General features: G+C 44.1%; 31 protein-coding genes and 6 tRNA genes. 7 read left to right on the top strand and 30 right to left on the bottom strand.

From position 1 onward, the window contains the following. Positions 1-66: 66 nt before the first annotated feature. From WMO65_RS22410 to WMO65_RS22360, 11 genes are all read right to left on the bottom strand, one after another. Positions 67-480 carry a hypothetical protein gene (locus WMO65_RS22410; protein WP_349064677.1) on the bottom strand — a complete coding sequence of 138 codons (414 nt, stop codon included), beginning with the start codon at positions 478-480 and terminating at the stop codon, positions 67-69. A gap of 82 nt (positions 481-562) precedes the next feature. After that, positions 563-718, bottom strand: a complete 156-nt coding sequence (locus WMO65_RS22405) for a hypothetical protein (RefSeq protein WP_349064676.1) — start codon at positions 716-718, stop codon at positions 563-565. Continuing rightward, complete coding sequence (locus WMO65_RS22400; protein ID WP_349064675.1) at positions 715-1,257, bottom strand: replicative helicase loader/inhibitor; 543 nt, start codon at positions 1,255-1,257, stop codon at positions 715-717. Before WMO65_RS22400 ends, WMO65_RS22405 begins: the two co-directional genes overlap by 4 nt. Beyond that, a complete protein-coding gene (locus WMO65_RS22395) occupies positions 1,202-1,990 on the bottom strand; it encodes a phage replication initiator YdaU family protein (protein WP_349064674.1) in 789 nt (262 codons plus the stop codon). The genes WMO65_RS22400 and WMO65_RS22395 overlap by 56 nt, the downstream gene beginning before the upstream one ends. Continuing rightward, positions 1,962-2,294: a PDDEXK family nuclease gene (locus tag WMO65_RS22390; protein WP_349064673.1), complete on the bottom strand. Its 333-nt coding sequence runs from the start codon at positions 2,292-2,294 to the stop codon at positions 1,962-1,964. The genes WMO65_RS22395 and WMO65_RS22390 overlap by 29 nt, the downstream gene beginning before the upstream one ends. Beyond that, positions 2,257-2,628, bottom strand: coding sequence for a hypothetical protein (locus WMO65_RS22385; RefSeq protein WP_130182184.1), 372 nt, complete (start codon positions 2,626-2,628; stop codon positions 2,257-2,259). Before WMO65_RS22385 ends, WMO65_RS22390 begins: the two co-directional genes overlap by 38 nt. 42 nt (positions 2,629-2,670) lie before the next feature. Further along, the gene (locus tag WMO65_RS22380) at positions 2,671-3,351 is read right to left on the bottom strand and encodes a putative HNHc nuclease (protein WP_349064672.1); all 681 of its coding nucleotides are present in this window, start codon (positions 3,349-3,351) and stop codon (positions 2,671-2,673) included. 14 nt (positions 3,352-3,365) lie between these two features. Continuing rightward, positions 3,366-3,989: a Sak single strand annealing protein gene (locus WMO65_RS22375; RefSeq protein WP_349064671.1), complete on the bottom strand. Its 624-nt coding sequence runs from the start codon at positions 3,987-3,989 to the stop codon at positions 3,366-3,368. 15 nt (positions 3,990-4,004) lie between these two features. Further along, positions 4,005-4,244, bottom strand: a complete 240-nt coding sequence (locus WMO65_RS22370; protein ID WP_349064670.1) for a hypothetical protein — start codon at positions 4,242-4,244, stop codon at positions 4,005-4,007. Positions 4,245-4,408: 164 nt separating this feature from the next. After that, the gene (locus WMO65_RS22365; protein ID WP_349064669.1) at positions 4,409-4,636 is read right to left on the bottom strand and encodes a hypothetical protein; all 228 of its coding nucleotides are present in this window, start codon (positions 4,634-4,636) and stop codon (positions 4,409-4,411) included. Beyond that, positions 4,636-4,863 carry a hypothetical protein gene (locus WMO65_RS22360; protein ID WP_118743422.1) on the bottom strand — a complete coding sequence of 76 codons (228 nt, stop codon included), beginning with the start codon at positions 4,861-4,863 and terminating at the stop codon, positions 4,636-4,638. The genes WMO65_RS22365 and WMO65_RS22360 overlap by 1 nt, the downstream gene beginning before the upstream one ends. Before the next feature lie 91 nt (positions 4,864-4,954). Here WMO65_RS22360 and WMO65_RS22355 point away from each other — a divergent pair, with 91 nt between their 5' ends. Together WMO65_RS22355 and WMO65_RS22350 are read left to right on the top strand one after the other, a co-directional pair. Next, positions 4,955-5,302, top strand: a complete 348-nt coding sequence (locus WMO65_RS22355; protein ID WP_018596794.1) for a hypothetical protein — start codon at positions 4,955-4,957, stop codon at positions 5,300-5,302. A 296-nt stretch (positions 5,303-5,598) separates the two neighbouring features. Then, on the top strand, positions 5,599-6,345 hold the full coding sequence (locus WMO65_RS22350; protein WP_340299716.1) for a hypothetical protein: 747 nt from the start codon (positions 5,599-5,601) through the stop codon (positions 6,343-6,345). Here the strand turns inward: WMO65_RS22350 and WMO65_RS22345 are convergent. Both WMO65_RS22345 and WMO65_RS22340 read right to left on the bottom strand, forming a co-directional pair. Continuing rightward, positions 6,323-6,559 (bottom strand): hypothetical protein, encoded by a 237-nt coding sequence (locus tag WMO65_RS22345; protein ID WP_148394065.1) that lies wholly within the window; start codon positions 6,557-6,559, stop codon positions 6,323-6,325. The genes WMO65_RS22350 and WMO65_RS22345 overlap by 23 nt on opposite strands. A gap of 14 nt (positions 6,560-6,573) precedes the next feature. Then, positions 6,574-6,762, bottom strand: a complete 189-nt coding sequence (locus WMO65_RS22340; RefSeq protein WP_148394066.1) for a helix-turn-helix domain-containing protein — start codon at positions 6,760-6,762, stop codon at positions 6,574-6,576. A 232-nt stretch (positions 6,763-6,994) separates the two neighbouring features. Here WMO65_RS22340 and WMO65_RS22335 point away from each other — a divergent pair, with 232 nt between their 5' ends. The 4 genes from WMO65_RS22335 to WMO65_RS22320 all read left to right on the top strand — a co-directional run bounded on the left by WMO65_RS22335 (position 6,995) and on the right by WMO65_RS22320 (position 10,926). Further along, positions 6,995-7,423, top strand: coding sequence for a helix-turn-helix domain-containing protein (locus WMO65_RS22335; protein WP_029468420.1), 429 nt, complete (start codon positions 6,995-6,997; stop codon positions 7,421-7,423). 16 nt (positions 7,424-7,439) lie between these two features. Next, positions 7,440-7,874: an ImmA/IrrE family metallo-endopeptidase gene (locus WMO65_RS22330; RefSeq protein WP_148394067.1), complete on the top strand. Its 435-nt coding sequence runs from the start codon at positions 7,440-7,442 to the stop codon at positions 7,872-7,874. Positions 7,875-7,928: 54 nt separating this feature from the next. Continuing rightward, complete coding sequence (locus WMO65_RS22325) at positions 7,929-9,335, top strand: SNIPE associated domain-containing protein (protein ID WP_018597632.1); 1,407 nt, start codon at positions 7,929-7,931, stop codon at positions 9,333-9,335. A 487-nt stretch (positions 9,336-9,822) separates the two neighbouring features. Beyond that, on the top strand, positions 9,823-10,926 hold the full coding sequence (locus WMO65_RS22320) for a tyrosine-type recombinase/integrase (protein WP_340299715.1): 1,104 nt from the start codon (positions 9,823-9,825) through the stop codon (positions 10,924-10,926). Positions 10,927-11,071: 145 nt separating this feature from the next. On the opposite strand, the gene WMO65_RS22315 is transcribed toward WMO65_RS22320, so the two are convergent. The 17 genes from WMO65_RS22315 to WMO65_RS22235 all read right to left on the bottom strand — a co-directional run bounded on the left by WMO65_RS22315 (position 11,072) and on the right by WMO65_RS22235 (position 23,265). Beyond that, positions 11,072-11,144: transfer RNA gene (locus tag WMO65_RS22315), tRNA-Lys, on the bottom strand. A gap of 16 nt (positions 11,145-11,160) precedes the next feature. After that, a tRNA-Gln gene (locus WMO65_RS22310) sits at positions 11,161-11,232 on the bottom strand. 19 nt (positions 11,233-11,251) lie between these two features. Continuing rightward, positions 11,252-11,325: transfer RNA gene (locus tag WMO65_RS22305), tRNA-His, on the bottom strand. A 33-nt stretch (positions 11,326-11,358) separates the two neighbouring features. Next, positions 11,359-11,432, bottom strand: a tRNA-Arg gene (locus WMO65_RS22300). A 21-nt stretch (positions 11,433-11,453) separates the two neighbouring features. Then, positions 11,454-11,524: transfer RNA gene (locus WMO65_RS22295), tRNA-Gly, on the bottom strand. 28 nt (positions 11,525-11,552) lie between these two features. Beyond that, positions 11,553-11,627, bottom strand: a tRNA-Pro gene (locus WMO65_RS22290). A 227-nt stretch (positions 11,628-11,854) separates the two neighbouring features. Beyond that, positions 11,855-12,337 (bottom strand): metallophosphoesterase, encoded by a 483-nt coding sequence (locus WMO65_RS22285; RefSeq protein WP_033141865.1) that lies wholly within the window; start codon positions 12,335-12,337, stop codon positions 11,855-11,857. Between the two features lie 22 nt (positions 12,338-12,359). Next, positions 12,360-12,959, bottom strand: a complete 600-nt coding sequence (locus WMO65_RS22280) for an XTP/dITP diphosphatase (protein WP_033141866.1) — start codon at positions 12,957-12,959, stop codon at positions 12,360-12,362. A gap of 6 nt (positions 12,960-12,965) precedes the next feature. Further along, positions 12,966-14,117, bottom strand: a complete 1,152-nt coding sequence (locus WMO65_RS22275) for a THUMP domain-containing class I SAM-dependent RNA methyltransferase (protein ID WP_148392425.1) — start codon at positions 14,115-14,117, stop codon at positions 12,966-12,968. Continuing rightward, positions 14,117-14,659 (bottom strand): phosphodiesterase, encoded by a 543-nt coding sequence (gene yfcE, locus WMO65_RS22270; protein ID WP_148392426.1) that lies wholly within the window; start codon positions 14,657-14,659, stop codon positions 14,117-14,119. The genes WMO65_RS22275 and yfcE overlap by 1 nt, the downstream gene beginning before the upstream one ends. 38 nt (positions 14,660-14,697) lie before the next feature. Next, positions 14,698-15,027, bottom strand: coding sequence for a rhodanese-like domain-containing protein (locus WMO65_RS22265; RefSeq protein ID WP_033141869.1), 330 nt, complete (start codon positions 15,025-15,027; stop codon positions 14,698-14,700). Between the two features lie 929 nt (positions 15,028-15,956). Further along, positions 15,957-16,586, bottom strand: a complete 630-nt coding sequence (locus WMO65_RS22260) for a D-sedoheptulose-7-phosphate isomerase (protein WP_033141870.1) — start codon at positions 16,584-16,586, stop codon at positions 15,957-15,959. Further along, a complete protein-coding gene (locus WMO65_RS22255; protein ID WP_033141871.1) occupies positions 16,561-17,571 on the bottom strand; it encodes an ROK family protein in 1,011 nt (336 codons plus the stop codon). Before WMO65_RS22255 ends, WMO65_RS22260 begins: the two co-directional genes overlap by 26 nt. 32 nt (positions 17,572-17,603) lie before the next feature. Continuing rightward, positions 17,604-20,036 (bottom strand): alpha-mannosidase, encoded by a 2,433-nt coding sequence (locus WMO65_RS22250; protein WP_148392427.1) that lies wholly within the window; start codon positions 20,034-20,036, stop codon positions 17,604-17,606. Positions 20,037-20,076: 40 nt separating this feature from the next. Next, positions 20,077-20,907 (bottom strand): carbohydrate ABC transporter permease, encoded by an 831-nt coding sequence (locus WMO65_RS22245; RefSeq protein WP_033141873.1) that lies wholly within the window; start codon positions 20,905-20,907, stop codon positions 20,077-20,079. A gap of 12 nt (positions 20,908-20,919) precedes the next feature. Then, complete coding sequence (locus WMO65_RS22240; protein WP_033141874.1) at positions 20,920-21,813, bottom strand: carbohydrate ABC transporter permease; 894 nt, start codon at positions 21,811-21,813, stop codon at positions 20,920-20,922. A gap of 60 nt (positions 21,814-21,873) precedes the next feature. After that, entirely contained in the window at positions 21,874-23,265 is a 1,392-nt protein-coding gene (locus WMO65_RS22235; RefSeq protein WP_052099525.1) for an extracellular solute-binding protein, read from the bottom strand. A 309-nt stretch (positions 23,266-23,574) separates the two neighbouring features. Between WMO65_RS22235 and WMO65_RS22230 the strand changes: the two genes are divergently transcribed. Beyond that, positions 23,575-24,804 carry an ROK family transcriptional regulator gene (locus tag WMO65_RS22230; protein ID WP_148392428.1) on the top strand — a complete coding sequence of 410 codons (1,230 nt, stop codon included), beginning with the start codon at positions 23,575-23,577 and terminating at the stop codon, positions 24,802-24,804. The last annotated feature ends 39 nt before the right edge of the window (positions 24,805-24,843 follow it).

The raw sequence follows: 24,843 nt of genomic DNA, 5'->3' as shown, positions 1-24,843 counted from the left end.
AAGGTATGTAACTACAAATCCAGTCAGCAATACGATTTTTTGCTCCCGGATATTTTAATATTGCTTTCATGGCATCATCTCCTGGAAATCCAATAAACTCATCTTGCCCTCATCCACATCTCTATTGTCAAGCAAAAGAGTTTCCCATGACCGGCGCATCGGTATATCCGGCTCGCCAAGCCATCCCCATGCATGTTCATATCGTTCTGTGAGCATTTTTGCATATTCTGCCGCGTCCTTCACTGTATAGAACAATGATTTTCCAATCTTGTTTAATGGATATCTATACGGCGTATTGTAACCGTCTGAATCTTTTCCAGTGAGGCATACCTCTGTGTAACCTTGCGTGTAAAATCCAGTCACTTCAGCTACACATACAACGTATTCTAACAGCGGGGCTGGATAATTCTTGATATAATACAGATGCTCGTGTACGGAGTACATCCTTGTTCCGATTTTCGGTTTTTTTGTTCTTGCCATTACAGTACCTCCGTAACATCATCAATGTCATTACACCGCTCCCACAATTCTCCCAATGCCTTTACTATCCATCCTTCTCCTCCTACTCCAGCGGCAGTTCCATTTCGGACGGAACTACCTCTACCTTAATCTCCATACAGATATCTTTAACCGGGCACTGCTCACATCCGCTCCGGTCCTTCTCGCAAATCTCCTTCATCATTTTTAATCCCAGTAATACAAGCTCTCTATGTGTCATCTGCCATCCTCCTGTTTTGCCTCTAACTGCTTAACTGTTTCAGTCGCAAGCGCCCTGAATCGTTCCTGCTCACTCCGCACCTTCTCCGGTAGCTGAAGCATCTCTTTTTTCTCTCTTGACATTGCCTCATATATCATCCTAAAATTTGCCCTGTCTGCTGTTATATTCTCAGACAGACAAATATTTTGGAATCCTATACGCCTCACGCAAGCGCGTGTATCCTCGCTCATATTTTGCAATGCCGCCTCTTCCTGGTACATCCCGTAAAACCTGACTGCCCGCAATACCTCGTCCCAGGCCGCTCCCCAGTCTCTTGTCTCATGGCATACACCAGCGCATCTCTCCCGGATCTCAGCTATTGACGGTGCAAACTTACTGGTACTCATAAGCTGCTTAATCGCGTTAAGGCATACCGGATACTCAATGTCATGCAACATCGTATACCAGATGTCCTTGCTCTGCTTATCCGGCATGATATTGGCATTAGGCCATGCTGCCTTGATCGCTGCCGCTATCGTTCCAAACTCCTGTACTGTCACGTTCTTCCACCCACTCTTTCATTTCGTCGTAAAACTGTCCTGTTCCCTGTTTATTTCCTGTATGATTTCTATCATCCTTCAAGGCAAATAACCCTTTCCATCCATTCATGATTGATTGGTCAATGATCTGGACCATGATATCAATATCACCACCTGACAAGCTCTCAAGCTTATTCATCGCCAGTTTGATAGCCCTGTCTGTCATCGGACTCTTGATCTGTTTACGGAAAGCGATATATTCTTTCATGGCATCGTCAAGCCGCGCGTCGTCCGAATAGGATTCGGATTCCGTATTCGGATTAGGATTAGGATAAGGATTACGGGGACATTTGCTTGCATCTGTATTCATCTGCTTGCAAGTGTCTGCATATTGCTTTTCACTGTATTCATCCGGTGACGGATACTTGCTTTTCTTTGCTCTTACATTCTGGTGGACTTCCCAAGTCGGGAGATAAAGGTAGGGCTTACTGTCTACACTGTACAGTTTCACGCAGCCTACATCCGCCAACTTCCCAAGCGCACTCTCTATGTCTTTCAAAGATAAGCGTTCCTTCAGGGGAAACAGCCTTGCTTTCAATATTGCTGGTCTTGCATCAAATCTTCCGTAATCATCACAATTTACAATCAGCCGCAAAAAGAATGTCTCTTCAAATGGAGATAACTGATTTATAGAATCACTGGTGCAGATACTCTCTTTTAAAATCCTATTTGGCACCAGGATCACCTGCCTCATACTCTCTGTACATCTCTATCCAGTCATCCAGGTACATGGTTACGAGCCAGTCACAGTTATTTTTACGATGCATCACCACAGGTAACTCTCCTGCTCGTGCATCCCGCCTTGACTGCTCTGCGGCTCCATACAGATCCAGCCGCTCTGCTCTCTTGCACTCAATATGTACCCCTGGGAGGCCGACTACATCAGCATCACCGTTTGCCCCACAAAACTGCTGTCCTCTGCGGCAGTCATAACCATGCCCCCGGAGTACCCCTGCAAGCTCACGCTCCCCTCTGGCTCCCTTGTCTCTGCTGTTCATAGGCCGCCTCCTTCCTCCAGTTGTCAAATGCTGTCCTCATGTTGTATATCTTGGACCAGAGCTTATCCGCCCTGGAATCATCTTTGCTTATGTATTCTTTAAGTTCGAGTTCATCCACCAGGTCACCCGGTATGGGCCTGTAATAGCCGTTTCCGACGTTGATTATGCAATCCCCGTTGTGGTTTGCCTCCTCTACCAAAAGTCTTAGCTGACGGTCGATAGATTCGTTTCCCGGCAGGCCCAGGTCAGGTCTGCTCACTGTATTTTTATGACCGGAGGTGATCCGGTTAAAATATCCCCGTGCGATCTCACGGGCATCTGTCTGCTTACTCATTAGCCCTCCCTTCTCCCCGGCCGTAACCGGGGAAATCATGGCTTACAAAGTTACAAATTGTGATATATCATTCAACGCTCCCAGCATGGGCGAACGCGAATCCTCTGGTATTACAATGCCATATACATGGTACATCTGCTCGAAGGCTCTCATACCCCGCTGATGTGCAATTGTATGGTGGGTCCGGCAGAGACATATTTTCCGACTGCAACTGTCATCCACTGTCCTGCGGTCCCGGCCCATGCCGATGGCATCCACATGGTGTATCTCACCGGGCCTACCGCATACGGCACATTTTTTATGCTTCAGGCAGTAATACAGGTATCTGCCTATATCATCTGCCCTATCAACACCCCGCTCAGAAAGCGGTATACCGTGCTCTATGGCGTACTCCAGTATAGTGTTGATAAATTCCCGGGCCGTGTCCATAGAGCAGGTGGAAAGGCTGAAATAGGCGTCTCCCGTCCTGCTTATGTGCAGGTATTTAAGCCACTCTTTCTCCTCTTCCGGCATATAGCCAGTGTAATCGGCTATATCCCGGATGGTAGCGTATATCTTTTTGCGCTGGGCAGCCGATATGTGCCTCCCATCATCCAGCCTTATTTCTGCAGTACGAATACCTTTCTTTAATATCTGCTCGCCAATTTGTTCCGGCACATGCACTACGAGATCAGTACCGGATGACGTCTCTCTGTATTTCTGCAGCTCCACAAGGCTATACATGTAATCACCCGCCTTTAATCATCTCCATACTTTTTCTTAATGGCAACCAGCATTGAGGCGGCCTGTTCTCTGGTCAGCGTGTCCCAGGTAACATTGTTCAGGGCCAGCCAATCATCAAGCTTTAAATTCGGGTGATTATCACCAGCAAGCTTTATCTGCTTTATCTGTGCCGGAGTTGCTTTATCAGCATCCGTTGTAGGTATTGCATTCGCAAATTTATTAAATTCTTCTTTCATCCACAGATTGAAGCCCAGCCCGGTATGTATAGCCACACATTTTACAAAGGAGCGGCACATACTGTTCCATACCCGCCTCTGGTCCAGGGAGTTATCCTTCACCGGGTTCGCCCCGTTCATGACCGGTGATTGCATATAGTAAGTCTCGTCATCTATGATCACCTTTATCAATGTTTCATAGCACCTGTTTGTATTCCCGTTCTTATCCGTGAACACAGTATCGGTCATCCTCAGGCTGCTCCCTGTCTTCGGATCAGGCACCGGGACCCAGTATACCTTTTCTGCGCCGTTTTCATGCAGAAGCTCAATGCATTTGGCCCAGTTGAGATAAAGCTTGCCTTCTCTTTCCTCGCAGTGGGGACGTACATCTATTTTTCTCATCTCTTCATATGGTTTTAACATAGGCCAGTCCTCCCTTCACAGATCCTCTGTCCAAAAATACAGGTTGTCTGACTCCCGGTCATAGGATATCCGGTCCAGGAAGTCATCCTCCGGATTATCTCCGTCGATCACCCTCGCACCGCCGGAATAGAGTATCTGCAGCAGCTTATTGATGATACCGCATATCTCTACCGGGTTCCTGCCGTTTGTAAGCAGGGAAACCATATCCACGTTTGTATCGCAATCCGCATCTATTCCATAATTTACTCTCTGCATACTTGACTTTTCCTTCCTATCCCCTCTATAATGAGGATGAATGTTTATTTTTGTGGTCCTGATTGCTTGCCGGCGCAGGACCTTTTTCTATTTCGATTCCCAGGGTCTCCAGGCATAATACCATTCCCCTGGCAAGTAAACATCTGTCTGGTTCCTGACTGGCTCTACACTGTTCGGCCAGTCTGATCACTGCATAAATCCTGTGGTTTTCTATATTCATCTCTGTGCTTCCTTTCCTCCCATTCCCTGGCAGTTTCAAATCCAACCACCAGCAGGATAAAAATAACTATGTAGCACATAACTGCCTGCGATGCGTCCCGTGGCTGCCACCATCCGGTCAATGCGGCAAGGGCGGTGCAGATGGCTGCGTCTTTTATTGTAGTGTAGTGCATTACATCACGCACCCCCTTTGCCTTGCCAGATCGGCTGCCCGGTTCTGACGGATGAGATATTTCTGGAGCTCGTCCGTGTCAAACAAGGTTGGGCTTGTCTTGTTATTGGGATTGACCTTATATGCTACCTTTTGGCCTTTTTCATGGCTGATTCTGCGCAGCATTTTCTCCGGGAATCCCATCTGGACTAATTCCTTTTGATACATGATTTTCTTTGGAAATTCCATCGTTACACCTCCTCTTGTTTTATTACACTCCCCTGTCTATAATGTACTTACAGGCCCCGCCAGGCCAAGTAAAACAGAAGGAGAATCATAATTGAAGTTTGACGTTCATCCTCCAAAGATTAACATTGAGATTCCAAAATATGATGTTACAATGCCTAAATTTGATGTTCCTAAAATTGAACCTCCGGAACTATTATTTATGAAAACTAAATCAAGACTTCCGGGGTATGAAGATTCAGTTTTAGCAAAAATGGCTGATGATATAAAGTCATCTTACGAAAAACAATTAAATGAAATCTCAGCGACACTTAACGAACAGCTTGATATGGCAAAAGCAGAAACGGTTGCCGCTAAAAAAGAAGCTCTTATTTCAAAGATAATTGCCATCGTTTCTCTTATAGTTTCTGTTGCTATTGGAGTAGTCCAAATATTCTTATAAACAAAGATGTAACACTTATCAGCAAAGCACATATAGATATAACCTTTGCTTGTTTGCTCCACTTATGTGCTTTGCTCAAGTTGTCATCCCACGACAAATCTTCCATCCTCCTCACCTCATTCATTTCTTTTTGTCATTCCGTCCATCTGGCCTTCTACTCTTCCAAGAAATATTCAATTGGCACGCTGAAATAGTCGGCCAGGATTCTGATCTTCCTCATGTTGTCTTTCTATTATCCATCCTGTATAATGTATCTATAAGCAATTATGCTTAAAAACCTACGGGAGGAATTTATAATGGATAACGATAATTCTCTTAAATCATCATATGGCTTTACCTTGGTTGAAAAAGCCTATCGGCCTAATATGGAAGACACTGAAGCAATAGTTGCTTCCATTATCGCTCTTTACAAAAATGCCTTTGCACTTAATCATATACCCCAGTTTACTCTGATTAATGATTCTACGTCAGATGACATACGTACCGATAGGGACGCCAAAACGCTATACATTAGTTGTACATATGTCTATTGGAACCAACTTGCTTATCAATTTTGCCATGAGCTTTGCCATTACCTTATCCCTCATGAGGTTATTCATTCTTTAAGATGGTTTGAAGAATCAATATGTGAATCTGCATCTTTGTTCTTTATGTATCGTCTTGCCTCTTATTGGAAAACGCACTCATTACTTAATCATCCTGAATATGCAGATAAAATTTTTTCTTATGTGGATTCAACCAAAAACAAATTTCAGCCATTTAATTTACCTGATCTCTCAGACCCTGATTCGCCCATTAGCCATAAATTTTTAGAAAAAGATGGCGAATACTATAGAATGCATAATCGTTATATTGCCAACAATCTTCTTCCGATTTTTAATTCTCATGATGGTTTATGGCAAGCAGTTCCTCATTTATGTAACATAAAAGATGAAAAGTCTTTACTTGAGCAGCTTCGCATTTGGAAGACTTTAACACCGAAAATTTCTCATGAAGGGATTGATAATATTATTGCTCTATTTACTCCAGGTAGTTCCAATTGACCCATCCACTTCCCTGTTTATACAGATACTCAACAGCTCCGCCGCCAAATAATACATATACCCTGCACGGTGTTTCCAATGGCGGGTTTTTATCGAATCCAAAAATGATATCTTCCCGCCTTACTAGAAATATACGTTCGACCTCATTTGTAATATCTTCGATATAATGTGCTCCTGGGAAAAACTTCGCACCTCTCGGTCCTCTAAAACTCATTTCTTCACCTCCTTCTACTCTTCCAAGAAATACTCAATTGGCACGCCGAAGTAATCGGCCAGGATTTTGAGCTTGTCTGTCTTCGGAGTGCTACGTCCTGTTTTCCAATAAGAAAATACATTTTGAGCTATACCAGTATCTTTAGATACCTGATATGCCGTTTTGTTATTTTCTTCTAATAATGCAGCAAATTTTTCGTACACTTTTTATACCCCCTTTCCCTAAAAAACTATTGCGAATACTTCACATTTGTGATACACTTCAATTACCAGTTAAAGCATCACATTTTAAACGCATTTTAAATTTGGTATTATTTTTGTTGAACGCTACCATTCTGTGAAGTACAGTCTTACTATAACACCATTTTGCGTAGCAGTCAATGGCTTTTACTACCATTTTGTGAATTATGCGTTTTTTGTGAAAGGAGCACATAAAATGTATGAAATTTTTGAGCAGTTGTTACAAAAATATGGTGTTACAACTTATCAAGTGTCAAAAGCAACCGGAATAAGCCAATCTACATTTAGCAATTGGAAGTCTAGAAGAAACTTACTGAGTTCAGATAAAGCAAAATTGATTGCCGATTATTTCGGTGTATCTCTTGATTATCTTATGACAGGGAAAGACGAACCGGAGAAAAAGAAAACTGCACTGACACCCAAAGACGAACGCGACATAAAAAGAAAGTTGGATTCTATCATGAGTGATATTAAAAGTCAGGATAATGGACCGCTGTATTATAACGGCGAAGAAATTGATGATATGTCTTTATCATTACTAGAAAATGCATTGGAATCTGCAATGAGACAATTAAAGATAATAAACAAAGAAAAATATAACCCATACAAGAACAGAAAAGAGTAAAACTGGGGGGATTGTATTGGATAGGCGCATTAATCGAATCGTAGCCTATTATGTAAGGCGTTTTGGAACCGCTGACCCATTTAGAATAGCGGGAGAACTGGGAATTAAGGTTTTTTATCACCCTCTTGGAAGCTCCACTGTGGGAATGTACAAATATTTAGAGCATACAAAGTGTATATTCATAAATTCAGATATTGATGATGAAGAATACTTAAAAATAGTTATGGCACACGAACTTGGACATGCTATTTTGCATTGGAAAGAAAACTGTTGCTTTATGGCACACAAGACATTATTGCTAACATCTCGCATCGAATCAGATGCTAATATGTTCGCTGCCTATCTTCTTATTGATGATGAGATGTTAAAAGAATTTTCAGGATATACCCGTGAACAATTTTGTCAATGCACTGGGTATCCGATGGAACTTATTGAGTTACGCCTTAAATAGGTTAATTCGCTTCGGCGTTTTAAAAATAATTTCAAAAGAAAAGAGGAAAAGATTATGAAACAAAAATGGTATTTACAAACATGGTTTATCGCTTTATTATTTACGATTGCATGGTTTCTGTATGGGATTCCTTTTATTATTGGTATTATCCTTATCGTTTTGCAAGGTAAAGAAAAAAATAAGCTATTGAGTAAATACGGCGAGTATGATTCTGTTGTTGAAAAAGTGAATAACTTATATAATGAGTTTAATCTAAAAACAAAAGATTTAGAGAAAGAATATAATTCAAAACTTATAAACTTAGGAAATGAATATAACGATAAAGAAAAAAACCTTGAAAAAGAATACAGTAATAAACAGTCAAAGCTGAATGCGGAAATTTGTAATCTGAGAGCTGAATATAAGTCAGTCAAACGTGAACTTGAATCTTTAACCGCCGAAGTAATTGTTAAACACTATGATTTTTCTGATTATGATGGTATAACATCAGAAGAATGTAAAAATAAACTGACATTATTAAAAAATAAAGAGAAAGTATTAATTAAAAATAATGATGCTCTGTCAATTACTTCTAATGGAACGAAAAAAGAAATAAACGATAATATCAAACAAATTCTTCGTTGTTTCAATACGGAATGCGATAATGTTTGTGTTAATTTATCAGTTAAGAATATTGATTCTATGCGAAAAAAAATAACAAACTCTTTTGAGTCACTAAATAAAATTTTTGCCGTTGATGGAATTACGCTAAAACAAGAATTGCTTAAATACAAATTAGAAGAACTTAACCTTGTGTATACATATGAATTAAAAAAAGACCAAGAGCGAGAGCAACAGAAAGCAATAAAAGAGCAGATGATAGAAGAGGAAAAGGTCCGCCGGGAAATTGAAAGAGAAAAAGCCAAAATAGAAAAAGACCAAATACAATGTTCAAATGAAATAAATAAATTAATGTCATATTTACAAAAAACGGATAATGATGTTGAAAAGCAGTTATATGTTGATAAAATTCAAGAACTCCAAAGTAAAGTAAAGGAATTAGATGAGAAAAAAGAAGATGTATTAGAACGTGAAGCCAACGCAAGGGCAGGATTTGTGTATGTCATTTCAAATGTAGGCTCTTTTGGTGAAAACATATATAAAATTGGCATGACCAGGAGATTGGAACCAATGGATCGAATAAAAGAACTAAGTAGTGCTTCAGTGCCATTTGAGTTTGATGTACACGCAATGATATTTTCAGATGATGCACCAGCCTTGGAAAACGTACTACATAAACACTTTGAAAAGAAAAGTGTAAACAGAGTTAATTTAAGAAAAGAATTCTTCAATGTCTCTTTAGATGAGATTGAAAGTGTAGTCAAAGACAATTTTAACAACACTGTTACCTTTAACAAAATCCCTGTGGCCCAAGAATATCACCAAACTTTGAATATCATTAATTCAGAAAAATCTGCTTAAATAAAAAACCTGCCCCTGTACCAACAGGGGCCAACAAAATAATATATTTACCCGGGGAACCGAAGAGGGTGCATACACCAGCTGCCAATTCTTTACGGAAAGGAGCTGGTTGCGAATGGTTACATATGATGAATTATTCACTTTTGTAACAATGCTTTGTGCGGTCGTTACTCTTGTTGTTACTCTTACACAACACAAAAAGTAGCGCCCTCGTCCTGGTAAGATAAGGCGCTACTTTTAGCAAATTACTCTTCCGGCAGCTGGACTTCACCCAGCTTTCGGTTCTCTTGTTAAGTATATTATAACAAAATATACTGAATTGTCAAATAGTAAAAACCGCCCCAGTGTTACCAGCACCAGGACGGCTCATATCTCCGGAGAGATACTACATATTACTCAACCACTAATATTGTATCATCTTCGGTGACAGGTGGCAATAGACCATCTGTCTTTTTTGCACCTATTTTACCACAAGGAGGATGATATCATGGCAAAAGCAAAATATACCAAGCAGAAAAACGGATACTTCCAGACACGCGTCTGGGACGGTGTTTACAATGATGACGGCACAAAACATTACATCATGCTGCGGTCAAAGAAGAGTAGTAAAGACCTCGAAAACAAGGTCAATCAGCTTGCCCAGGACGTGGAGATGCGTAAACACCTGCGTATATCAGACGTAACATTTTTAGATTACGCCAAGGCGTGGTTGCAGGTGTACAAGGCCGGGAAGGAGACCAATACTCAGGCAATGTACAAAAATATCATAGATAAACATTTTGTGATCTTGAAGGGCGTCAAGCTGCAAGACATAGGCCGAGTGCATTATCAGATGCTAATGACCAGCACCAGTGATAAAAAGCGCACTCAACAACAGATCCAGCTTACATTTAAGCAGGTGCTCCGCTCCGCCGTCTCCGATCGACTCTTCGCGGCCAATGTGATGGAGGATATCTTTGCTAATATGGACGTGATTAAGTATCGCCCGACCGAAAAGCGTCCGTTAACGAGTTATGAACAGAAAGCTCTGTTTGCGGCTGAGTTATCCACACAAGACCGTGTATTTGTGTATATCTTATATGGATGCGGTCTCCGACGTGGAGAAGCCCTGCCCCTCACCAAATTTGATGTAGACCTCAAACGGCGCACATTGACCGTCAACAAAGCTATAGGATTTGTAAATGACAAGCCTGTACCCAAAGGTCCAAAGACGGACAACGGGTATCGTACTGTCCCCATACCGGCTGTAGTTTTTCCGGTCATTGAGGCTTATGTCAAGTCCTTGAAGCGTAGTCAGCTCTTTGTCATGCGCAATGGTCAGCCAATCACAAAGAGCAGTTATGATAAGATGTGGGCACGTATCATTAGAGCCATGCAGGCGGTCTCTGAGGAGCCTATAACAGGTCTCACCGCTCATGTATTTAGGCATAATTACTGCACCAACCTCTGCTACCAGATACCAATGATCTCCATCAAAAAGATTGCTGAGATGTTGGGAGATACCGAGAGGATGGTCATGGAGGTGTATAACCATATTGTACTGGACAAAGAAGACGCTGCCGGAGCGGCAGACAAAGCCTTTGAGATGTGATACGAAAATGATACATTACCTCTGCCATGACACCAAAATGATACATTTAAATGCCATTTATGGACAGTCATAGTAAGGCAATTATAGACAACAAAAAATGGCTCAAACCCTTATAAATACTGGGTTTAAGCCACCTTTAAAGTAGTGAAGCATCGGGGATTCGAACCCCGGACAACTTGATTAAAAGTCAAGTGCTCTACCAACTGAGCTAATGCTCCATAATTAGACTTTGAACTGGGCTAGCTGGATTCGAACCAGCGAATGCAGCAGTCAAAGTGCTGTGCCTTACCGCTTGGCGATAGCCCAAGAGCGCCGTAACGGCAAGGGTGGATAGTGGGATTCGAACCCACGGCCTCCAGAGCCACAATCTGGCGCGCTAACCAACTGCGCTATACCCACCATAATCCATTGTGCGTCATAAATACACACAAGCGTGCTTGAAGGGATTCGAACCCCCGACCCACGGCTTAGAAGGCCGTTGCTCTATCCAGCTGAGCTACAAACACATCCTCGGTTTTGCAACCGAAAGCGGGTGATGGGAATCGAACCCACATATCCAGCTTGGAAGGCTGGTGTTCTACCACTGAACTACACCCGCACGGGCATTTCATGCACTTGTTGAAACATCGGGGTGACAGGATTCGAACCTGCGACCTCCTGGTCCCAAACCAGGCGCTCTAGCCAAGCTGAGCCACACCCCGAAAGGTATCTTACCGTCCTGTGCAAGTGCTCTTGCCTGACGCAAGATAAAATATACCATAGGGAAAGTGAAAAGTCAACACTTTTTTTTAGAATATTTATTTCTATTCCATTTTTTTACAAAATGCCCCGGTTTCCCCTTCATCCATTAGCAATTCCCGTCAAATCATATATGACTGCGGGATGGCATCCTTCTGCGGGACTGAAACTGCCATCCCAGCATTTTTCATTATTTCAGATAATTAATTGTATAGTGAGCTTCTCCATCCCTGTCGATTTCCATGAGGATAAAACTCGGCTCGTGTCCCCACTGTCTGGGATAAGAAATACTCCCCGGATTTAATACCGTCAAGTCATCTTCTATCTTCAGTTCAGGTCTGTGGGTATGTCCATACATGGCTATATCAAAGCCCCTGGCCCGCGCCTCCTCCTCAAGGCGGCTGGTTCCCATGGAAACGCCATAGTAATGTCCGTGTGTGAGCAGTACGTGGTAGTCCTCCAGCCACAGTTCCTCCTCTCTGGGAAGGTCTGAAAAGAAATCATTATTTCCCGCCACAATATGTACCGGACAGCCTGAGATCGCTTCTATATAATCCTCATGCCCTTCCACATCTCCCAGATGGATCAGATGCTGTATATTTCCCACCTTTTCCAGAACCTTTTCAAAATTCTCCTCGTGACCATGGGTGTCGCTGACAATTAATACCTTCATATTTGAAAGTCCTTTCCATTTATTATAATAAATGTTCCTTTTCCAGCAAAGCTTTCATACTGCGCAGCGCATTTCCCCTGTGGCTCACGTTGTTTTTCTCCTCAGGCGGAAGTTCTGCAGTGCTGCAGCCCCTCTCAGGAAGGAAAAAGATGGGATCATATCCAAATCCATTTTCCCCTCTCTCCTCATAGCCGATGATACCCTCTATCGTACCGCGCGTCACCAGTTCCCTGCCGTCCGGAAATACGGCGGCTATGGCGCACACAAACCTGGCGGTACGCTTTTCATCCGGTACACCCTCCAGGCGGTCCATGATATTTTGGTTCTTGATCCTGTAAGAAGTATCCTCGCCCATGTAGCGTGCGGAATAGATTCCCGGCTCTTTGTTGAGGTAGTCCACCTCCAGCCCGGAATCATCAGCAAGTACCATCTCACCCGCCAGTCTGCAGACTGCACGCGCCTTGATCAGCGCATTCTCCTCAAAGCTCAGTCCATCCTCCACAATATCGGCCTCAATGCCGGCTTCTTTCATGGACAGGATTTCAACCGGCAGACCTTCCATGATCTCCCGTATCTCTTTCATTTTATTTTCATTGCCGGTTGCAAAGATCAATCTTTTCATCTTTTGTTAACTCCTCTTCTTTTTCGGGGGCTTTGGACCCAGGAACTGATAAAAGTACGTCTTGATCATACCATTGTATATCTTCCTGTTTTTATCCGCTTTTCTTCCTATATATCGCTCTGCATCCTCATAAGCGGTGATCAGATACATGGACCAGGAATCCAGTGCCTGATAGCGCTCCCCAATCGTTTCATAGAGAGACGGCAGATTTTCTTTGTCTTCCAGACGCTCCCCATAAGGAGGATTCGTGACAATAAAACCGTATTTCTTAGGATGGCTCAAATCTCTGATATTCCTCTGCTGAAAATGTATCAGCTTGTCAACGCCGGCCCGCTCCGCATTTTCCCTGGCTCCCTTCACCATCTCGGGGTCCAGGTCGTATCCCTGGATATCTGTATCTACGGACAGATCTATCATCCCCTGTGCTTCCTCCCTGACCTCATACCAATGCTTTCTTGATATGAGATGTTTCCAGTCCTCACAGAGGAAATTCCGGTTCATTCCCGGTGCGATATTGGCGGCGATCATGGCTGCCTCAATAGGAAATGTTCCGCTGCCGCAGAAGGGATCCACTAAAATGCGGTCCCTGTTCCATGGAGTCAGCATCAGCAGGGCTGCCGCCAGAGTCTCTGTTATGGGAGCCTTACTTGTCATCTGCCTGTATCCTCTTTTGTGCAGGGAAATCCCTGACGTGTCAATACCAATGGTGGCAACATCCTTCATAAAAGCGACACGGATAGGAAAACTGGCACCATCCTCCTCAAACCAGTCCACATGATACACCGATTTCAGGCGCTCTACCATAGCTTTTTTCATAATGGACTGGATATCGGAGGGGCTGAAGAGCCTGCTTTTGACAGAGTTGGCTTTGGCAACCCAGAATTTTCCGTCCTGCGGAATATATTTTTCCCAGGGAAGGGCTTTTGTCTTCTCAAATAACTCTTCAAAAGTGACTGCTTTGACTTTCGCCACCTTTAAAAGTACCCGTTCTGTGGTGCGCAGAAACATATTTGCCCGGACGATTGCCCCGGCATCACCTAAAAACGTTACTTTCCCGTCCTCCACCTCGCTGATCTCATATCCCAAATCCTGTATTTCCCTTTTTAACACTGCCTCCAGACCAAAATGGCATGGTGCGATCAATTCAAATTTTTCCATTATAATTTTAACTCCTTAACAATCTCCCCGTCAAATCCGCGGATTGAGAACAGACCGTCCTCCAGTACCGCATAGGTGGGAATATTTCCTTCCTTGGGAATGGAAACAGAACCCGGATTCAGAATGGTATAATTTTCTTTCTTTTCCGCACGCAGCACATGTGTGTGGCCGTGAATAAAAATATCTCCATTTTTCAGCGGCGGCAGATTCTCTTCATGATATACGTGTCCATGGCTGGCATAAATAGTGCGCTCACCATCCATGATAATACAGTAATCCGCCATAATCGGAAAATGAAGCACCATCTGGTCCACTTCCGCATCACAGTTGCCGCGTACCACATACAAATCATCTCTATGTTCATTGAGCATGGCAATGACTTCTTTCGGTGCGTAATCTTTTGGAAGATCATTTCTTGGGCCGTGGTACAGCAGATCACCCAACAGAATCAGACGGTCTGCCTTCTCCGCCTTATATGCCTCCAACATCTTTTTACAGTAATAAGCTGAACCGTGGATGTCTGATGCAAACATGTATTTCATAAGTATATTCTCCTCTGTTTTTCCTTAAACTGTCTAATCTATTTTATTTTACTATGCTCTGAAGGAAAATACAAGTTCGTTCCTTTATATGCGTGGAATCCACCCACAACAGATTTTACACGGAAGCCTCTCTGCATCAGTTCTCTGGCTGCCAGAAGGCTGGCGCTTCCTCTATCGCAGTAGAGCACAAGGATCTTGTCAGCAGGCAGCTCCTCATAAATATCCAGCTCTTCATAGGGAATATTTACAGCTCCGTCAAAATGTCCCGCTTCATATTCTTCTCTGTCACGCAGATCTATAATCATAACATTTCTGTCACCATGATATCTGTCTAAATCATGGGCTGAAATTGTTTCAATACCAGTCATAAGAAATACCTTTTTCTTCTATTATATGCATTCCAAATCCAGGACGTAAATAACAGAAACCACGCAGAGCGTGGTTTCCCTAACATGAATCAGGGAGATTCCGGATTGGTGTCCGGAATCTCCCTGGCTGTATCCTCTTTTATACTAATTAATAGCCGTACTCAGAAGATGTGTTGTTTTTAGAAGAATTTTTGCTGTTGGAGTTCTGTGAATTTTTGCTGTTGGAAGAAGATGCATTCTGAGAGTTTCTTGTTCCACAGTTCTCTGTTCCGTTTTTACTTCCTGAATAGGAATTCTTCTGTGAGTTCTGGGAATTCTGGGAGTTCTGAGAATTCTGGGAGTTCTGTGAGTTCTGTGAGTTCTGAGAATTCTGGGAGTTCTGGGAGTTCTGAGAATTCTGTGAGTTCTGAGAATTCTGTGAGTTCTGGGAATTCTGGGAGTTCTGTGAATTCTGAGAGTTGTTTGCATTAGTGGATTTGTTGCTGCCTGATTCATTGCTATAATTTTTAGCCATGACTTTACCTCCTGGTTGTACATTTTTTATTTACAGTCTTATTATGTCTTTTCTGCCTCAAAATATTCGCCGCAGTTCAATTCTTCTTGTTTTCGTCAATATATCCGTAAAAAAGTAATAATATTCCTTTTTGTCATGCGTATCTCGTCAAAAAAGGATTGCATTTTTTTTCCTTTTATATTATAATATGGGTTGTAAAAAGAATTTACCCTTCAAAAATTTTTTTTACATTATAACCCCTTATTTAATTATTTATACTCCCCTCGAAACACCCTGTAGCTCCCCTACAGGGTGTTTCTCTTTTTATTTTTAAGAATACCGGGCAGCACCGGCTGCCCAGAAATACATTTTTGACACAAACGTGAAAAATCCGCAGCGGCCTCTCACAAAGCCCTGCGGATTTTCTTATTATGAGTTATCCAAAAACTGCCTCCTCCAGCATAGCACACAGCGTGTGGTACAGAGGCAGTGTATACTCCTGTACACGATATGTCTCTGTGGACGGCATGCGGAAACAGACGTCACAGTATTTTAAGAGAGCAGACTCCTTTTCTCCTGTTATCCCCAATACCTTCATGCCCTTTACTCTGGCAGTCTTTGCTCCCTCCACAATATTTGCGGAATTGCCAGATGTAGTCATTGCAATAAGCACATCTCCCGGCTGTCCGTAAGCATACACCTGCTGGGCAAATATCATGTCAAAGGAGGTATCATTTCCCACTGCAGTCATGAGGGAAGTGTAACTGTTCAATGAGATGGCCGGGATCCCCTGCTGCAGCTGCTCGGATAATACCTCTCCGCCTTCCAGACTCCTGAACTTTTCTTTCTCCTCGTCCGGCAGTTGGCGCTTCAGCAGGAAACCTTTCATCAGCTCTCCTACAATATGCTCTGAATCAGAGGCGCTGCCTCCGTTGCCGCAGACCAGGATTTTCCCTCCATTTCTGCAGCTTTTCAGAAGAAGCTCAAAAGCTTCCCACACAGGCTGTTCCTTAAGAACCGGATAATCCTTCCGGAATTTTTCATAGACTGCATTTTCTCTGCCCATTTTTACCTCCCTGAATCGCAACGGAAAGTGCCGCATAATCACCGATCTTATTTCCCAGCTCAGCCGGCACGATCCGGCATCCCTCTCTTGAAATAGCCAGTGCTTCCTGCTCGATGACCCGCTGCGCACATGGCCACAGTAATTCTTCGCTTCTCTCATAGACACTGCCCAGTACAATAATCTCCGGATTCAGTATATCTATAAGGATAGCCAGCCCCCGGCCCAGATAGTAGCCGCTGGTTTCATAGATGTCAAGAGCCAGAGGGTCCCCGCTTTTTGCGGCAAGAGCTACGGTCTTTGCTGACAGCTCCTCTATCTGTTCAAAGCTCTGGCAGAAAGAAGGACGTTCACCGATCTGCAGCTTCTCCAACACCTTCATCCTGGCGATCTGGGCAATGCCTCCGCCGCTGCAGAATCCTTCAAAGGAGCCGGACTTGCCGAATCCCACAGGACCGCTTTCCGTCATTCTCACATGACCTACTTCTCCTGCCATATTGTTGGCACCATTGTAAAGCTTTCCGTCCAATATAAGACCGGCTCCCATCCCTGTGCCGTAGGTGAGAAATATCACATGCCGGCAGCCTCTGGCTGCTCCGAATTTCCATTCTGCCAGTGCACAGGCATTGGCGTCATTCTGTATGTATGTGGGCACCCGGAATTCTTTTTCCATAATATCCACAATGGGAATATTGTCCCAGCCATATAAATTAGGCGGATTTTTAACCACTCCCTTTATATGATCCAAAGGCCCTCCGCAGCTTATCCCTATGGCCTGCAGTCTTTCCGTCTGTATATCATTACGCCCGAGAAGTGCCCGGACTGCTCCAAACAGATCATGGATCACGCAATCCGGTCCTCTCCTGGCCTCTGTAGCAAAGCATACTCTGTCAAATATTCGGCAGTCCTCATCTGCTTCCCCTGCCTCACCCAGCACTACTGCGCATTTTGTGCCGCCTATATCAATACCAATCACATAGTCTTTCATATCCCAATCTCCTCGCAGGCATTTTTAGCGCGTCACTTCTCCCATTCCATGAAATTCACCTCTGCAGGTTCAGAATCCACGGAACGGCTGACGAAAAATGTCTTAATCTCAAACGGCTTAAATTCCGCGCGAATGGTTTTTTCAAGGAAATGGATGCAGATATCTGCCTGACACTCCTTTCCCTCTGTCTCATAAAACCTGAGGATATATCCATCCTGCTTCTCTGCCTTTTTAAGGGCAGACAGCACCACATTGTTCCTGCTCACCGTCAAAAGTTCCGCCTTCTGCGGATATTCGCCCTTATGGTATGTCTCGATCACTGTAACACAGGGCTGATTGAGTTCTTCTGCACGCTGCACCAGATGCGCCTCTCTGCCGCTGCCCAGGTGTGGTACGATGGTATAAGAGAAGTTCTGTATTCCCTGGTCTGTAAACTGATAGTCGTCTTCCTCCTCATCCAGAATATACGGATTGTGGTGGGCGTATACAGGACTTCTAAGAACTGTCAGCTCCATACAGTTTCCTTCCATGCAGGCACTGTATTTGCAGTCATTTAATATACCGATACCACAGATTATTTTATTATTGGCCTCCTGCATACCTGACAGGTCCATCCAGCGCTGAACCGGTTCTTCCTCCCCATTGCATGCTTTTTCTATACAGCCAAAAGGAATTTCATAGAGTCCTCTGTACTGATCCAGAGCAACCGGGAACTGGATTTTTACACACCGGAATTTTTCCTGCCAATTGATCTTTGCAGACACTCTGACGGATTTATCTTCCTTATATAATGTATATATCTGGACCAGGGTAGAGCTTTTGTACTTGCTGATCACACGGATACTGCTCCTTACCGGTCCATCCTCTGTCTTTTTCACGGATTTCGGTTCAAAGTATCCCTCTGTCTCATGAAATCTCGTGACTCCGTGGCTCCATGTATCGGAGTTATCCTTTACCACCACAACTCGTCCAAAGGCTCCGTCACAGTATTCAATCTTGTTTTCCTTATCCCATATGGAAATAACAGCTCCTGTCTTCTCTTCAAACTGCACACGGACCAGAGCGTTTTCTAATACCAGGGCCTGCGATGTGTGTTCTGCCTCCTGCTCCTGATCCACTGCGTAGATGCGGAATACAGCGTAACCAAGTGACGAAACGCCTGCCTTGAAGACGATCCTGTTTCTGCCGTTTACCTTCGCGTCCGAAGATATTTTCTGGGACGGTACCACATTTCCGCTGCTGTCCTTTACGATATAAGACTCCCCTCTGCAGGAATTACCGAACATTCCGGTCTCCACTTCTACATATTCCTCTACGTCCCAGCCATGGGGATTGAAAACCACTGCGGGGAGCATATTCTCCTCCTGATCAATCCCGATATGGAAGGAAACTGCCTGAAGACTGTTATTCTCATTTCTCGCCGCAATGGACAGAGCTTCCCCTAATTCATTCCTGGTATCCTCATATGCCTTCTGAATACTGGAGCCTGCCAGGATGTCATGGAACTGGTTAAACAGAACACGTTTCCACCCCTCTGTCAGTCCCTCTGTATAGCCATGCCCTGACACAAGCTCTGACAGAACAGAAAACTTCTCTGCCCTCAGAAGCGCATTCTCCGCCTTGCGGTTATAGCGTTTCACCTGTGATTCCGCACTGTAACAGCCGCTGGAATGATGCTGCAGATCCCCATGCACTACCGGCAGGTCATATTCCCTCTCCTTAAGTTTCTCGAAGTAAAAGTCAGGATCCGCAAAAATGATCTCCACGTCATCCCATTCTCTCTGCAGCTTTTTCACAGTTTCAATATTTTCGATCGTAGGACCTCCACCGTGGTTACCCACACCGTAGAAACACATCAGCTCATCCACACCGGCGTCAAATTCCTCCCTGCAGGCTCTCATGTGATCCTCCAGTCTGCCGAATGTGCAGTAGGAAAACGGCAGCCGAAAAGCATGTACCCTGGAACCGTCATCTGATTCCCAGATAAAATTCCTGGCCGGCAGGCCTTTTTCATGAGGACCCGGCCGCATGAATACATAATTCTCCATGCCGGACAACTGCAGGATCTGCGGCATCATTCCCTGGTGACCAAAGCTGTCCACATTGTATCCTGTTTTGGCTGTTACACCGAATTTTTCCATAAAATAATTCTGGGCTATCAAGGCATGACGGGCAAAAGATTCTCCGCAGGGGATATTACAGTCAGGCTGCACCCACCAGCCTCCGCAGATCACCCAGCGCCCTTCTCTTATCCTCTTTTCGATCTCTGAAAACATTTCCGGATCATTTTTTTCAATCCATTCATAAAACTGTGCGGAGCTTGAGGTAAATATTACATCTTCGTATTCACCCAAACGCTCCAGCGCAGATTTACAGGTAGCTTTATTCTCCTGGAATCCCTCCTGCCACGGCCAGAGCCATACAGGGTCAAGATGTGCATTTCCGATCATATACATTTTCTTCATAAACGTAACCTCCCAATTTCAGTAAGATGTGCATTTGCAATCAGCCCTTTGACGCTCCGGTCATTGCAAATCCTTTTGACATATAGTTTTGTGAGAAGAAATATAAAACAAACACAGGAAGCATATAGACAATGGAATAAGCCGCCAGTTGTCCGTAGATGACCTGTCCGCGCTCCCCAAAGAAGCGGTAAATATTTACGGCAGCCGGTATCTTCTCTGTGGACTGCAGTAAAATGAGCGGTACAAAAAAGTTTCCCCAGCTTCCCACAAAGGTGAACATGGCAACTGTAAATAATCCGGGGAGCATCAGCGGAAGCACCACATGAACCACACTCTTGACGGCAGACGCACCGTCTATCCACGCCGCCTCCTCCAGATCCACGGATACTCCATCCAGAAAGTTTTTCATCATCCAGATTCCGTAAGGAAGACCGGAAGCTGAAAGAAAAATAATGGTTCCGCCTATAGAGTCCACCAGCTTCATCATGATAAACATCTGATAGACCGGCACCATAACCGCCGTTATGGGAATAGAAGTCAGAAACAGCATTCCCATAGTGATCTTCTGCCCCGTCTTCAGCTCATATCTTGACAGAGGATACGCTGCCAGCAGGGAACATACCAGCACTATGCCTGTCTGTACCACGGAGATGAATAGGCTGTTCAGGAATCCTCTCTGGTTTTTGGCATCTGTGAGAATAACCCTGAAATTCTCAACACTCATATGCTTTGGCACTGCGAAGGCCTGGCTGGCTTCCGGATTAAAAGCCGCAAACACCAGCCACAGAAGAGGAAGTAAAAATGCTCCCGCAATGATGAGCAATACCATATAGGGAATGACTTTCTGTAGGTTTTTCTTTTTTTTCTTCATGATGATCCCCTCCTAATTGCCGTCATTTGCACGTATCAGCCTGATATATACAAGGCTCAGCAGAATACCGATTGCCAGAATAAAGAGGGCAATTGCCATTCCGTATCCTATCTGATATGCAATGAAGGCCTTCTGATACATGAAAATAGAAAGTGTTGTAGTCATAATAGCCGGCCCGCCTCCTGTCATGGCGAACACAAGGCCGAAAGCGCCCAAGGTGGACAGTGTAACGATCACAAACGTAGTTGCCATGGTGCTCTTTATCATGGGCAGTGTGATCCTGAGCAGTATCTGGAGTCCGCCTGCGCCGTCTATCCTGGCAGCCTCCACAATATCATCTGATATATTGTCCAGGGAAGCCTGAAACATCATCATGGAATATGCGGATCCCTTCCATATATTTGCTATGACAACACAGGCCATCGGAAATGTAAAAAGCCATGAAACCGGTGATGCCCCGAAAATGCCTATGATTTTATTCAATGTACCGGCATCGGCAAAAAAGGAGCTGAACATAAACGCTGCGATCACCTCCGGAGTGATCCAGCCTGCCACTACTGTAAAGCCGACAAATTTACGAACCAGCCTGTTTTTCCCCCTCATGAGGGACGCAAGCAGAAATCCCAGGCATTGCTGCCCGATAATACCTGAAAACACCAGAAATACCATTGTATTCTTTAATACGGTAAGCAGTTTAGGGTCTTTGAAAATCTCAATAAAATTCCTGAAACCTACGAATTTCATTGCCTGTGCAGAACTCCCCGTCAGTGAAATGTCTGTAAAAGAAAAAAAGACAGTCATGATCATGGGGCCAATGAAGAAAACGCCCAGCAGTAAAATTGATGGGGAGAAAAAAAGTGCCGTTTTCCATATCTTTCGTTTTTGTTGATTTCTTGTTCCAACCATCCTCAGTCTCTCCTTTAAAGATTCAGCTTGGAGCAATGCTCCAAGCTGAATGCAGATCCCTTATTTCACAGTCACATTTTCCTCGCCCACAATTCGTTTCATCTCTGACTCAAAGGTAGCTGCCGCATCATCCGGGCTTGCGCTGCCCATAGCAATACTCTCCACTACCTCTGTGAACATAGTTGTAAGGGTGGAATATCCCTCTACAGAAGGTCTGAAATGTGCGTAGGGCAGCATTTCACCGGCCTCTTTTACTACAGACATCTTCTGTGATAAGTAAGTCTCATCCTCCATTACGTCTTTACGCACTGCCAGGTCTCCTGAGAACATGGCATATTTAAGCTGACAGTCTTTTCCTGCAATAAATTTCAGAAGCTCTTCGCCGCCGGCTTTATTGTTGGCATTCTTTGGAATTGCCCAGGTCCAGCCGCCTGACATGGTGCTGAAACCATCTCCGCTGCCATCATATGTAGGTATCTTCGCAACTGCCCAGGTATCCAGACCTTCCGGCCATTCATAGGTTCTGCCTTCGCCCCAGTTGCCTGGTACCCAGCTTCCTGTGAAGATCATACCCAGTTTGCCATTCTTCATATAATCACTTACAAAAAGGTCTTCTACTTTCTGCTGTGACACGATGCTGAGTGGCGCACCGATTTTTTCCACATTGTAAACGTCGTTTACAAAATTGTAGACCTTCAGTAAATTCTCTTTATCAACAACCCATTTCTTTGTATCAAAATCATAGAGAGTTCCGCCGGTTCCTGAGTAAAGTTCCTGGAATGTCCTCATGGAAGTCTCCTCAGGTGAGGTCTTGGACGCATACAGGAAGAATGGAATGAATCCGTCACCTCCCACTTCTTTCAGCTTCTTGCCGGCCTCAATGATCTCATCCCAGTTCTTGGGCTGGAAAGGAACAGAAACGCCTGCTTCTTCCATCAGTTTCTTATCATACCAGAGACACTGTGTATCTGTAGAGAACGGAACACCGTACTGCACTCCGTCAGCTCCCTTGGCACCGTCCAGAATAGCCTGCTCAAACTGGCCTGCATCCTCCCAGTTCTTCATGAATTCATCCAGCGGTTCCAGATAGCCCGCCTCGGCGTCAGACATGATCATGAAGCCGTCCTCTGTGATCAGGTCCGGGGATGTCTCTTTCGACTGCATCATCATGGTGATCTTGGTGTACATATCAGAGCCGTTGACGATCTCAATGATCTCCACTTTCTTTCCCGGATTCTGTTTCTCAAATTCATCTGCCAGCCCTCTGTAGAAATCAACACGGTCTGCCCCCACAGCCATTTTGATCACGTCAGAGTCAGCGGAAGTACTGCCGGTTTCTTCTGTTTCCGCCTTTTTTGTCTCGTCTGCCGGTTTGTCACCTCCGCCTCCGCATCCGATCAGTGATACACACATCATAGCTGCCAGCAGTCCTGCAATTTTCTTCTTAAACATAAAAATACCTCCTCCTTTGTACTGAAAACCAGTTTACTGGTTCTTTCTTTTTGATGAGTACATAGTAACATTAATTTACTATAAAGTCAATTCATTTTACTATATAGTGTGCAATTCGACCTTTTTCACATTTTTATTCTATTTTTTTTGTGCATTTTTCACTTATAGTTCCGCTTAGCGCAACCATAAAGTAAACCATCCGTACTATTGCCTTTTATTGACATCTATACTATAATGAATTTAAACGAATAAAGTTACTTTGTATTAAGGATGCACAATCACGATTTTATTATATAAAGGCGGTATTTTATGCAGGAAAAAACTGGTTCCAACATTCAGGATGTGAAATCAAAAAACAGAATGCTTGTTCTAAAACATATTGCAACAGGCAGTGGAATTTCAAGAGTTGATATTGCCCGGAGCACCGGGCTGTCAAAAATGACGGTGGGCAACATAGTGACGGAGCTTCTCAGTTCCGGCCTTGCGGAAGAAACTACAAATGCCTCCAACAACACTTCCGCCAATTATGGGCGCAGACCTATTTTGCTGACACTTGCCCAAAATTCTCCCTGTATCTGCGGTATGCTGATCAAAAGAAAACTATGCCAGGTCGTTCTCTCTGATTTGGGGGGCAGGATATTTAAACAGGTGGATTCCCCCTATAACACCCTTGACAGTTCAGAGGATCTGCTGCAGATTCTCCTCAAGGCTTATAACGAATGTGCCGGGAGCACAGAACGGAGTATCACAGCAATTGGAATAGCCTCCCTCGGACCGCTGGATTCCTCACGGGGGATTATTTTAAATCCGCCCTATTTCTACGGTATCGAAAATCTGCCCATTGTCTCTATCATCAGTAAAAATACAGGACTGCCTGTATTTCTGGTCAATGACGCAACGGCAGGCGCGTTTTCGGAAAAATTATTTGGCTCCGGCACCTCCATATCCAATTTTGCTTATCTTCATATTATGAATGGAATCGGAGCCGGATTTATTCTGAACCATGCCTTATATGATGGGGATTCCGGGCAGAGCGGTGAGATCGGACATACATCCATCAATTTTGACGGTCCTCTCTGCGCCTGCGGCAACCGGGGATGCCTTGATCTGTATGCGAATCTGGACAACCTGCAGCAAAGGATAAAGGAGCTTGCCCCTTTTTACTCCAATTCCCCCTTATCCACGCCCAAGACGCCAAGCTGGCTGGATATTATTTCAGCAGGTAATCAGCACGACCCGCTGGCGATCACTGTTTTGGAAGAATTCTGCTCTTATATCGCCTATTCGCTGACCAATACCCTGAATCTTCTGAATCTCTCCACCATAATCGTGGGATACGATTCTGATGGCACCAATACCATAATTGAGGACCTCTTGTATCACAAGCTGTCCAAAATAACCCTTACGGCAAAATTCAACCCGCTGTCCATCCTCCACTCCACTTTCGGCGGAAATGCACCTCTCATCGGCTCTGTCGCCCTTGCTGCAGACAAGATATTCAGCGGCCACCTCACACTTCTGGAGCTGGAAACTCTGTAACGCATAAAAGGCTCTGTATATTATGAAATAATCAACACT

Source organism: Blautia caccae (assembly GCF_040095955.1).
In the GTDB taxonomy this organism is placed as follows: domain Bacteria; phylum Bacillota; class Clostridia; order Lachnospirales; family Lachnospiraceae; genus Blautia; species Blautia celeris.
This window is presented reverse-complemented; position numbering and strand designations above follow the sequence as displayed.

Coding starts and splice junctions, on each gene's coding strand:
- WMO65_RS22395 (WP_349064674.1), bottom strand. CDS start 1,990: ATGAGGCAGGTGATCCTGGTGCCAAATAGGATTTTAAAAGAGAGTATC.
- WMO65_RS22370 (WP_349064670.1), bottom strand. CDS start 4,244: ATGCAGAGAGTAAATTATGGAATAGATGCGGATTGCGATACAAACGTG.
- WMO65_RS22365 (WP_349064669.1), bottom strand. CDS start 4,636: ATGCACTACACTACAATAAAAGACGCAGCCATCTGCACCGCCCTTGCC.
- WMO65_RS22245 (WP_033141873.1), bottom strand. CDS start 20,907: ATGAAGAAAAAAAAGAAAAACCTACAGAAAGTCATTCCCTATATGGTA.
- WMO65_RS22335 (WP_029468420.1), top strand. CDS start 6,995: ATGTATGAAATTTTTGAGCAGTTGTTACAAAAATATGGTGTTACAACT.
- WMO65_RS22375 (WP_349064671.1), bottom strand. CDS start 3,989: ATGTTAAAACCATATGAAGAGATGAGAAAAATAGATGTACGTCCCCAC.
- WMO65_RS22360 (WP_118743422.1), bottom strand. CDS start 4,863: ATGGAATTTCCAAAGAAAATCATGTATCAAAAGGAATTAGTCCAGATG.
- WMO65_RS22350 (WP_340299716.1), top strand. CDS start 5,599: ATGGATAACGATAATTCTCTTAAATCATCATATGGCTTTACCTTGGTT.
- WMO65_RS22385 (WP_130182184.1), bottom strand. CDS start 2,628: ATGAGTAAGCAGACAGATGCCCGTGAGATCGCACGGGGATATTTTAAC.
- WMO65_RS22390 (WP_349064673.1), bottom strand. CDS start 2,294: ATGAACAGCAGAGACAAGGGAGCCAGAGGGGAGCGTGAGCTTGCAGGG.
- WMO65_RS22380 (WP_349064672.1), bottom strand. CDS start 3,351: ATGTATAGCCTTGTGGAGCTGCAGAAATACAGAGAGACGTCATCCGGT.
- WMO65_RS22255 (WP_033141871.1), bottom strand. CDS start 17,571: ATGAAAGACTATGTGATTGGTATTGATATAGGCGGCACAAAATGCGCA.
- WMO65_RS22345 (WP_148394065.1), bottom strand. CDS start 6,559: ATGAGTTTTAGAGGACCGAGAGGTGCGAAGTTTTTCCCAGGAGCACAT.
- WMO65_RS22405 (WP_349064676.1), bottom strand. CDS start 718: ATGACACATAGAGAGCTTGTATTACTGGGATTAAAAATGATGAAGGAG.
- WMO65_RS22285 (WP_033141865.1), bottom strand. CDS start 12,337: ATGAAGGTATTAATTGTCAGCGACACCCATGGTCACGAGGAGAATTTT.
- WMO65_RS22325 (WP_018597632.1), top strand. CDS start 7,929: ATGAAACAAAAATGGTATTTACAAACATGGTTTATCGCTTTATTATTT.
- WMO65_RS22280 (WP_033141866.1), bottom strand. CDS start 12,959: ATGAAAAGATTGATCTTTGCAACCGGCAATGAAAATAAAATGAAAGAG.
- WMO65_RS22410 (WP_349064677.1), bottom strand. CDS start 480: ATGGCAAGAACAAAAAAACCGAAAATCGGAACAAGGATGTACTCCGTA.
- WMO65_RS22320 (WP_340299715.1), top strand. CDS start 9,823: ATGGCAAAAGCAAAATATACCAAGCAGAAAAACGGATACTTCCAGACA.
- yfcE (WP_148392426.1), bottom strand. CDS start 14,659: ATGAAATACATGTTTGCATCAGACATCCACGGTTCAGCTTATTACTGT.
- WMO65_RS22235 (WP_052099525.1), bottom strand. CDS start 23,265: ATGTTTAAGAAGAAAATTGCAGGACTGCTGGCAGCTATGATGTGTGTA.
- WMO65_RS22265 (WP_033141869.1), bottom strand. CDS start 15,027: ATGACTGGTATTGAAACAATTTCAGCCCATGATTTAGACAGATATCAT.
- WMO65_RS22240 (WP_033141874.1), bottom strand. CDS start 21,813: ATGGTTGGAACAAGAAATCAACAAAAACGAAAGATATGGAAAACGGCA.
- WMO65_RS22260 (WP_033141870.1), bottom strand. CDS start 16,586: ATGGGCAGAGAAAATGCAGTCTATGAAAAATTCCGGAAGGATTATCCG.
- WMO65_RS22275 (WP_148392425.1), bottom strand. CDS start 14,117: ATGGAAAAATTTGAATTGATCGCACCATGCCATTTTGGTCTGGAGGCA.
- WMO65_RS22230 (WP_148392428.1), top strand. CDS start 23,575: ATGCAGGAAAAAACTGGTTCCAACATTCAGGATGTGAAATCAAAAAAC.
- WMO65_RS22250 (WP_148392427.1), bottom strand. CDS start 20,036: ATGAAGAAAATGTATATGATCGGAAATGCACATCTTGACCCTGTATGG.